Annotated in this window: 7 protein-coding genes; 2 read left to right on the top strand and 5 right to left on the bottom strand. The window is 74.5% G+C overall.

All coding sequences use genetic code 11. From position 1 onward, the window contains the following. The coding region (locus ACIQOV_RS17720) for a S8 family serine peptidase (protein ID WP_401049459.1) at positions 1 to 652 on the bottom strand (652 nt) is incomplete at its 3' end. A 504-nt stretch (positions 653 to 1,156) separates the two neighbouring features. On the opposite strand from ACIQOV_RS17720, the gene ACIQOV_RS17715 reads away from it, so the two are divergent. After that, positions 1,157 to 1,867 carry a BTAD domain-containing putative transcriptional regulator gene (locus ACIQOV_RS17715; protein WP_359915540.1) on the top strand — a complete coding sequence of 237 codons (711 nt, stop codon included), beginning with the start codon at positions 1,157 to 1,159 and terminating at the stop codon, positions 1,865 to 1,867. A gap of 74 nt (positions 1,868 to 1,941) precedes the next feature. On the opposite strand, the gene ACIQOV_RS17710 is transcribed toward ACIQOV_RS17715, so the two are convergent. From ACIQOV_RS17710 to ACIQOV_RS17695, 4 genes are all read right to left on the bottom strand, one after another. Continuing rightward, positions 1,942 to 3,132, bottom strand: a complete 1,191-nt coding sequence (locus tag ACIQOV_RS17710) for an aminotransferase class V-fold PLP-dependent enzyme (RefSeq protein WP_401049456.1) — start codon at positions 3,130 to 3,132, stop codon at positions 1,942 to 1,944. 12 nt (positions 3,133 to 3,144) lie between these two features. After that, positions 3,145 to 4,479 carry a pyridoxal-phosphate dependent enzyme gene (locus ACIQOV_RS17705; protein WP_401049455.1) on the bottom strand — a complete coding sequence of 445 codons (1,335 nt, stop codon included), beginning with the start codon at positions 4,477 to 4,479 and terminating at the stop codon, positions 3,145 to 3,147. Beyond that, positions 4,476 to 5,969 (bottom strand): Y4yA family PLP-dependent enzyme, encoded by a 1,494-nt coding sequence (locus ACIQOV_RS17700; protein WP_401049453.1) that lies wholly within the window; start codon positions 5,967 to 5,969, stop codon positions 4,476 to 4,478. The genes ACIQOV_RS17705 and ACIQOV_RS17700 overlap by 4 nt, the downstream gene beginning before the upstream one ends. A 293-nt stretch (positions 5,970 to 6,262) precedes the next feature. Next, on the bottom strand, positions 6,263 to 7,021 hold the full coding sequence (locus ACIQOV_RS17695; protein ID WP_401049451.1) for a class I SAM-dependent methyltransferase: 759 nt from the start codon (positions 7,019 to 7,021) through the stop codon (positions 6,263 to 6,265). A gap of 311 nt (positions 7,022 to 7,332) precedes the next feature. Between ACIQOV_RS17695 and ACIQOV_RS17690 the strand changes: the two genes are divergently transcribed. Beyond that, the coding region (locus tag ACIQOV_RS17690) for a universal stress protein (RefSeq protein ID WP_401049450.1) at positions 7,333 to 7,680 on the top strand (348 nt) is incomplete at its 3' end.

Raw genomic sequence — 7,680 nt, 5'->3', positions numbered from 1 at the left:
CGCCGCCCCCGCCCGGGGCGGCGCCCTCGATGTCGCTCCCGGGGGCGAGCACGCCGTGGGTGGCGTACGCGGAGCCCCAGTTGCTGATGTCCAGCGGCTCGCCGTCGGGTCCGGCCGCGCCGACGGCGAGCACCGTCGGGACGGAGGCCGGCACCTGGGCGCAGTCGCAGCCGTCGTTGCCGACGGCCGCGACCACCAGGACCCCGTTCTCGTCGCACAGCCGCAGCGCCCGCTCCAGCATGGGGTCCGGCTGGGCGTCCGTGCCGGCTTCGCCGCCGCTGATGTTGATGATGTGCGCCCCCTCCTGCACGGCGCGTTCGACGGCCCGGGCCAGGTCGAGCTGCGGCACCCGGCCTTCGCCCGCGTCCGTGAAGACCGGCAGGACCAGTCCGCGGCAGCGCGGGGCGATCCCGGCGTACGGACCGTCGGGCCGGCCGAAGAGCAGGCTCGCGACGTGGGTGCCGTGCAGCGACATCGGGCCGTTGCCGGCCGGTTCGGCGACGAGCGTGTCCAGCCGGGTGAGGTCCGCGCCCTCGAAACAGGGGTGCGACAGGTCGACGGGACCGTCCAGGACGGCGATGCACACGGCCGGGTCGCCGAGGAGTCCGTCCTCGGGGGTGCGGACGTCGTGCAGCACCGATCTGGCTTTCATGGGAATCGCCTTCCGGTGTCGGGCGGGGCTTCGGGTGCGCTCCGCCGGGCAGCAGGTGGTGCCAGTCAACGGGGCGGCCGTCGCACGGGTGTGCCCGGGAGCGTCACGGCCGGCGCGGGAGCGCCGTCGCGGACGCGTCGCGTCCTCGTGACGGATCCGCCGCGGCCGTTCGCCGCGTCACGGCCCGGTCGGTGCACGCGCCGTGACCGCCGGCGGTCCCGCGGACCGGGCCGGGTGCCCACGGCGGAGCGGCGGCTTCTCCAACACCCGTTCGGGGGCGGCCCATTAGGGTGTCGGCCGGTCGACTGCGGGGCGCCGCCGTCACGGTCGGCGACGACGGCCGTGACGCCCGGGCGGCGTCACCGTGACGCCGTCACAACGTCCGTGCGACGCACGCGCGACGGTGGTCCGGGGCCGGACGGACACGGCCGTGACGGGCCTCGGCCGCAACCGGGGCATGTCCGAACGGGTGCGGGCGACGGACTGTCGGGACAGAGTGGGGGTGTGTTGTGGGACGGTCCGGGCATCGAGCTGCTGCGGGGCTTCGAGGCCACCGACGCGGGACGCTGTGTCTCCCTTCCGGTGAGTGCTCAGCACCTGCTGGCGTTCCTCGCCCTGCACGACGGCGGCGTCCAGCGCGGGGCGGTCGCCGAACGGCTCTGGCCGGACTGCACCCAGCACCGCTCGGCCGCGAACCTGCGCACCGCCCTCTACCACGTGCGGCGCGGCCGGGCCATACCGGTCGAGAGCCCGGGGCAGTGGCTGCGCCTCGCCCCGGCGGTCCGGGTGGACCTGCGGTCTGCGCGCTGCTCCGCACGGCAGGTCGTGTCCGGCCTCGACCGGTTGCCGGTCAGCTGCGACGACATCGTGGACGACCTCGCCGCCGAGCTGCTGCCGGGCTGGGAGGAGGAGTGGCTGACGCTGGAGCGGGAGCGGTGGGACCAGCTGCGGCTGTACGCCCTGGAGGGTCTGGCGCACCAACTGTGCGACGCGGAGCGCTATCTGTCGGCGCTGCAGACCGCGTTGGCGGCGATCGCCATCGACCCGGTCCGTGAGACGGCCCACCGGATCGTGGTCGAGGTGCACCTCGCCGAGGGCAACCTCGCCAGCGCGCTGCGCTCGTACCAGCACTACCGCTCGTTCCTGCAGCGGGAGCTGAACGTCGCCCCCTCGCCGAAGATGACCGGACTGGTGCGGAACCTCCAGCGGATGTGACGGCCCGCCGGCGGCGCCCGACTCCACGCCGGCGAAGCGGCCCGGGCGCGGAACGCCGCGCCCGGGCCGGGCCGCTACCGCAGCCCGCGCAGCACGGAGAGCAGCCGGTCGATCTCCTCCGGGCCGTTGTACACGTGCAGGCTCACCCGCACCGAGCTCTCGCGCTCCCCGGCCCTCGCCTGGCAGTGGCCGTCGGCGCGCACCATCAGGCCGTGGCTGTCGAGGACGAAGCCCAGGTCGTTGGAGCCGATCCCGCGGTGCCGGAAGGTGACGATGCCCTCGCGCTGCTGGACCGCGGAATCGGCGGCCAGGCTCGACCGGCAGCCGAGGACCTCGTACGGGGCCAGGGTGCGCAGCCCGTCGGTGAGCCGGGCGGCCAGGGCGGTGTTCCACCGCCGGACGCGGTCCGGCCCGGCGGCGTCGAGCCAGTCCAGGGCGGCCTCCAGAGCGGCGATCCCGCAGGTGTTGGGCGTGCCGTTCCAGCCGCCGGGGGTGAAGACCGGGCCCCGGGTGTTGCGGGCCCACACCGCGCCGGTGCCGGGCAGGGCCATGGCCTTGTGTCCGGAGAAGACCACGAAGTCGACGTCCAGCGTGCCGACGTCCACCGGCAGGTGGCCGACGCTCTGCGCGGCGTCCAGGCAGATCGGCACGTGCGGGCCGACCGCGGCCCGGATGCGGTGGACGTTCATGTCGCCGCCGTACACGTGGTGCACATGGGTGGCGGCGACGAACGCCGTGCGGTCGGTGACGAGTCCGGCCAGCGCGCGGTGGTCGTAGTCGTGCGAGGCCGGGTCGTACGGCAGTTCGCGCACCGTGATGCGCACGCCCTGGCCGGCCAGCAGCCGCTGGGCCTCCAGCCAGGGCAGCGCGTTCGCCTGGTGGTCGGCGAACGGCACGATGATCTCGTCGCCGTCCCGCAGGTGGTGGGGGAGCCAGTCCCGGGCCACCGTGCGCAGCCCCTCGGTCGTGCCGCTGACGAAGTGGACGCCGGAGTGCTGCTGCGGTGCCGGGTCGCCGAGGAAGCGGGCGACCCGGGTGCGGGTGCGGTCGACCAGCGCGGTGGTGGCGTTGGCCCAGGTGTAGGTGCCGCGGCCGGCGTTGGCGTTGGCGGTGGTCAGGTAGCGCTGGACGGCGTCGAGCACCGCCCGGGGCTTCTGCGAGGTGGCCGCGCTGTCCAGGTAGGCCCGGTCCGGGTTGCCGGTGACGATGGGGAACTGTGCCCGCAGGTCGCGGTGCCAGTCGTGGAGCTCGGTGAGGGTGGTCATGGCCGGCTCCGCTCAGTCCCGGACCAGTGGGGCGCCCGCGTCGCGCCAGGCGATGATGCCGCCGGTGAGGCTGCGCGCGTCCCGGTGTCCCATCCGGCCGAGCAGCGCGGCGTACCGGGCGGACTTCTCGCCGACCGGGCAGGCCAGCAGCACCGGCTGGTGGGTTCCGAACGGCAGTCCGCCGTGCAGGAGTTCGTCGAACAGCTCGTCGACGATGTTGATCGAGCCCTCGATGTGCAGGGCCGCGAAGGCGAACGGACCGCGCAGGTCGACCACGAGCGGCCGGTCCTCGGCGATCCACTTCCGGGCGGCGTCGACCTCGACGGTCCGGGCGGCGGCCAGTTCGGCCGGGGTCACGGCCTCCACCGGGTTCGGCCGGGCGGGCTGGTTGAACAGCTCGGGCCGGCGGCGGCGGACGTAGCTGAGGTAGCTCTCGACCCGGTCGCAGACGATGAAGACGGCGGTGTGCCGTTCGCCGCTCGCCCGTCGCGCCAACTCGGCGTCCACGGTGCGCAGGTGGCGCAGGGCGCCGAAGAGGGCGCCGCCGCCGGTCGGGCCGGCCGGCAGGCCGCAGCGGCGCAGCAGGGTGAGCATGCCCTCGATGGCCTGGTCGGAGGTGACCGACGCGATGGCGTCGTAGGTGGCGGGGTCGAACAGCCCGACCTCGTGCACCTCGTCGATGGTGCGGATGCCGGGGATGAAGTCGGACTTGTGGGCGACCAGTCCGAGCACCTCGACGGCCGGGTTGTGGGCGCGCAGCACGGCCGCGACGCCGGTGGACGAACCGGCGGTGCCCACGCAGGCGATGAAGTGGTCGGGGGCGCGGCCGTCGAGGTCCCGGACGATCTCCGGCCCGGTGCCGGTGAGGTGGGCGTCGAGGTTGAGCGGGCTGTAGTACTGGTCGGTGTGCAGGTAGCCGGAGTCCGCCTCGGAGAGCATCCGGTGGATGCGGGTGAGCGGGTCGTCGGTGTCGGTCGGGTCGAGGCACTCGGTGCGGCCGGGCAGTTCCTCGATCTCCGCGCCCAGCAGCAGGAGCAGGTCCTTGACCTCGGGGACCCTCATCCGGTTGGTGACGCTCTTGAAGGGCAGTCCGTGCAGGCCGGCGATCAGTGCGAGCGCCTTGGCGGTGTTGCCGCTCGACAGTTCCACGACGGTGTCGCCGCGTTCGACGGCGCCGGGCAGGGCCTCGCGGGTCATGTTCCAGGCGGCGCGGTCCTTGACGGATCCGAACGGGTTGAGCATCTCCAGCTTGGCGTACAGGTCGATGTGCGTCAGGCCGGTGACCGCCGGGTCGATCCGGACCAGCGGGGTGTTGCCGATCGCGTCGGTGATGCTGTCGTACCTCATGCCTGTCCGTCCCCCCGGTGTCCTGCGGCGGCCGTCACGTCGACGGGCCAGTACTGCTCGTCCAGGCGCCAGCGCCAGGCGCCGTCCTGCCGGTACGCGGCGACCTTGCGCGCCACGGGCTGGCGCAGCGCGCGGCCGGCGCTGAAGTCCATGAGGTAGCCCGCGGTGTTGGCGAAGGCGAGCAGGTCGCCGGGGGCGGGGAGGCGGGGCAGGAAGACCGTCCGGCGGGTGATCAGGTCGGTCTCCAGGCAGAGGTTGCCGATCAGGTGGACGCCGACCGGTTCGTCCGGCGGGTGGGGAGTGGCCGGCGCACCGGGCCGGGGGATCAGCAGAGGGTCCATCAGCACCCCGTGCTCCTCCAGGCCGACGTCCCGCGCGTTCATCTCCAGCCGCACCAGGTGCTCGCCGGCCGCCGTGTGCCGGACCTCCAGGACGCGGGCGAGGGTGGCCCCGCACTGGTCGGCCAGCGCCCGGCCGGGCTCCACCGCCAGGTCGTACAGGTTCTCCAGCAGCAGGGTGCCGAGCGGCCGTCCGAGCGTGGGCGCCGGGTAGGAGAGCAGTTCGTCCAGGTAGGCCTCGGCGGCCACCGGGCGGTGCGCCGGGTACAGTCCGAGGGTGCCGCGCAGTCTGCCGGACTCGTTGCGCAGCCCGTAGCCGTGGCCCTGCCAGGTCAGTGCGGGCCGCTTGCCCAGAACGGCACGGGTCAGTTCGGTGGTGTACCGCTCCCACTGGCCGGCGTCGGCGAGGTAGTCGACCCCGAACCCGCCGCCGATGTCGACGGTGCGGGGCCGCAGCCCCCGGCGCCGGCACTCGTTCAGCACCGTGATGCAGGTTTCCAGGGCGACGGCCTTCTCCGGTACGCCGGTGGTGTCCAGGTGGTAGGCGACGCCGGTCGTCTCCACGGCGTCCCGGTGGCGTTCGAGCGCGTCGAGCAGCTCCGTCAGCTCGCCGACGTCGGTGCCGAACCGGCTCGGCCGGGTGAGCACGGTGGTCCCCGGTGCCCGGAAGCCCGACAGCCGGGGCATGACGCGCACCGGGGGCAGGGCCTGCTTGCGCACCAGGTCGGCCAGGTCGTCGAGTTCGGCGCGGGAGTCCAGGTGGACGGTGACGCCGGTGCGGGCCGCCAGCCAGAGGTACTCGCGGTTCTTCGGCCCGGTCGCCATGATCCGCTCGGGCGGGCAGCCGGCTCCGAGCACGTGCTGGAGCTCGGCGAGCGAGGCGACGTCCAGTCCGGCCTCGGTGGCGGCGAGCCGGCGGACGAGGGCGCTGGAGCGGTTCGCCTTGTGGGCGAAGTGGATCCGGCCGGTGAGGTGGTGCTTGCGGTAGACGGCCTGGAAGCGTGCCAGGTTCTCGGCGATCTGCTCGGGCAGGAGCAGGTTGAGGGGCGATCCCAGGGCGTCGGTGAGGGTGTGGAGGAGGTCGCGTTCCTCCAGGAGGGATCGGAGCGGGGGCTCCAACCGTGGTTCGAGATACAGCGGTAAGGGCCGCATGCGAAACCAGCTCTCCGTGAGAAGTCGGCGGAGGGGGCCGCAGCCGCCGACAGGCTGCCCCGTGTCGGCCCGCGTCCCCCGGCGGTCCGCGCGTCGGCGTGGCGCGCGCGGTCGGACGCCGCGTGCGGCTCCCACCGCGGCGGGCGTCGGCGACCGAGGGAAACGCTAACCGTTTCCCTGGGTGATCAACAGGGCGCGTGTGTCACGCGCTCGCAAAGACTGTGCCGGTACGGAAGTCGGCGCTCCGGATCGTTTCCCGGACGGGTCGCTCCGGATCGCTTTCCGGGCCGGGGTCAGCGCAGGGCGACGAGGACGGAGCTGGTGCCGTACTGCCACACCGGTCCGGCCTGCCGGAAGCCGGCCTCCCGCAGCAGTTCGCCGTGCCGGGCGGCCGACAGGCCGTTGCCGGCGCCGTCCGTCGGGGGCAGCTGCCGCTCGCGGGCCGTCAGCAGGTCGGCGAACTCGGGGACCCGCCCGGCCGCGGCCCACCACTGGGACCAGTCCTCGGCGGCGTCGGCGCCCCGGCGCCGGGCGCGGCGCCGGCCGATCGCGAGGGCGAGCTCGGCGAGCGGCCGGTCCTCGGGGATCAGGTGGTCGCCGTTGACCAGGACGCCGCCGGGCCGCAGCACGCCCGCGAGGTCGCGGTAGATCCCGAGCAGCGCGTCCGGCGGTGGGTAGTGCAGCGCGGTGGTGGACACCACGGCGTCCAGCGGACGGTCGAGCCCGAGGTCCCCGACCCAGCCCGGGCGGCCGATCAGGGTCTCGATCCAGCGGGCGACCTCGGGGTGCCGGGCGCGGCCGAGGGCGAGCAGCAGCGGGTCGATGTCGACGGCGAGGATCTCGGCGTGCGGCAGGCGGGCGGCGACGCGCGCCGACAGCGAGCCGGGGCCGCTGCCGAGATCGGCGACGAGCGGCCGCCCGCGGTGTCCGACGGTCTGTTCCAGTACGTCGGCGATGACGGTGAAGCGCTCCTCACGCTCCACCGCGTACCGCTCCTGCTGGCGCTCCCAGCGGTCCACCCAGGTCCCGGCCAGCGCGGCGTCCACTCGCATTCCGACTCCCGCCGTGTCCGTGCGCATTCGAGGCTTCGCCTTCTGCCAGTGTTGTCATGTTCATATGCCCCCGCAACCGGTCCGGCACGGGGGATCCGGCGAAACGATATCCGTTTTCATGTGCAGGTTTCCACTCGGTCCGCCCGCGCCGCCGACCCGGGGCCCGCCCGTCGTCGGCCGCGGCCCACCCACCCGCCCGGACCAGCCGCGCTGCGCGCCCGGTGCGGTCGGTACCAGGCTGGACACCGAGCCCGGTGACGGGGACCACCGACCGGTGCGATCCTCCGCCGCCGTCGAGTCGAGGAGGAGCCATGGCCGACCGGCCCGAGGACAAGGGCCGCATCGTGGTCGGGGTGGACGGCTCGGAGCCGTCCCGGCGGGCGCTGCGCTGGGCCGTGCGCCAGGCCGAGCTCACCGGCGGTGCGGTGGTGGCGGTGATCGCCTGGGAGTACCCGACGTACCACGGCGCGCGCGGCTGGTTCCCCCCGGGGATCACCGACGAGGCGGCGCTGGAGGGCCGGGCGCGGCAGGAGGCCGACCGGGCCGTCCGGCAGGCCGTGGGGGAGCGGCCGCCGGTCGAGGTGCGCACCGAGGCGCGCCACGGCACCCCGGCGGGGGCGCTGGTCGAGGCGGCCCGGGGGGCGGACCTGCTGGTGGTG

Origin of the sequence: Kitasatospora sp. NPDC091257 (assembly GCF_044757675.1) — a bacterium.
Classification (GTDB): domain Bacteria; phylum Actinomycetota; class Actinomycetes; order Streptomycetales; family Streptomycetaceae; genus Kitasatospora; species Kitasatospora lactacystinica.
The sequence above is the reverse complement of the archived record's forward strand: the minus strand, read 5'-3'. Positions and strand labels throughout refer to the sequence as shown.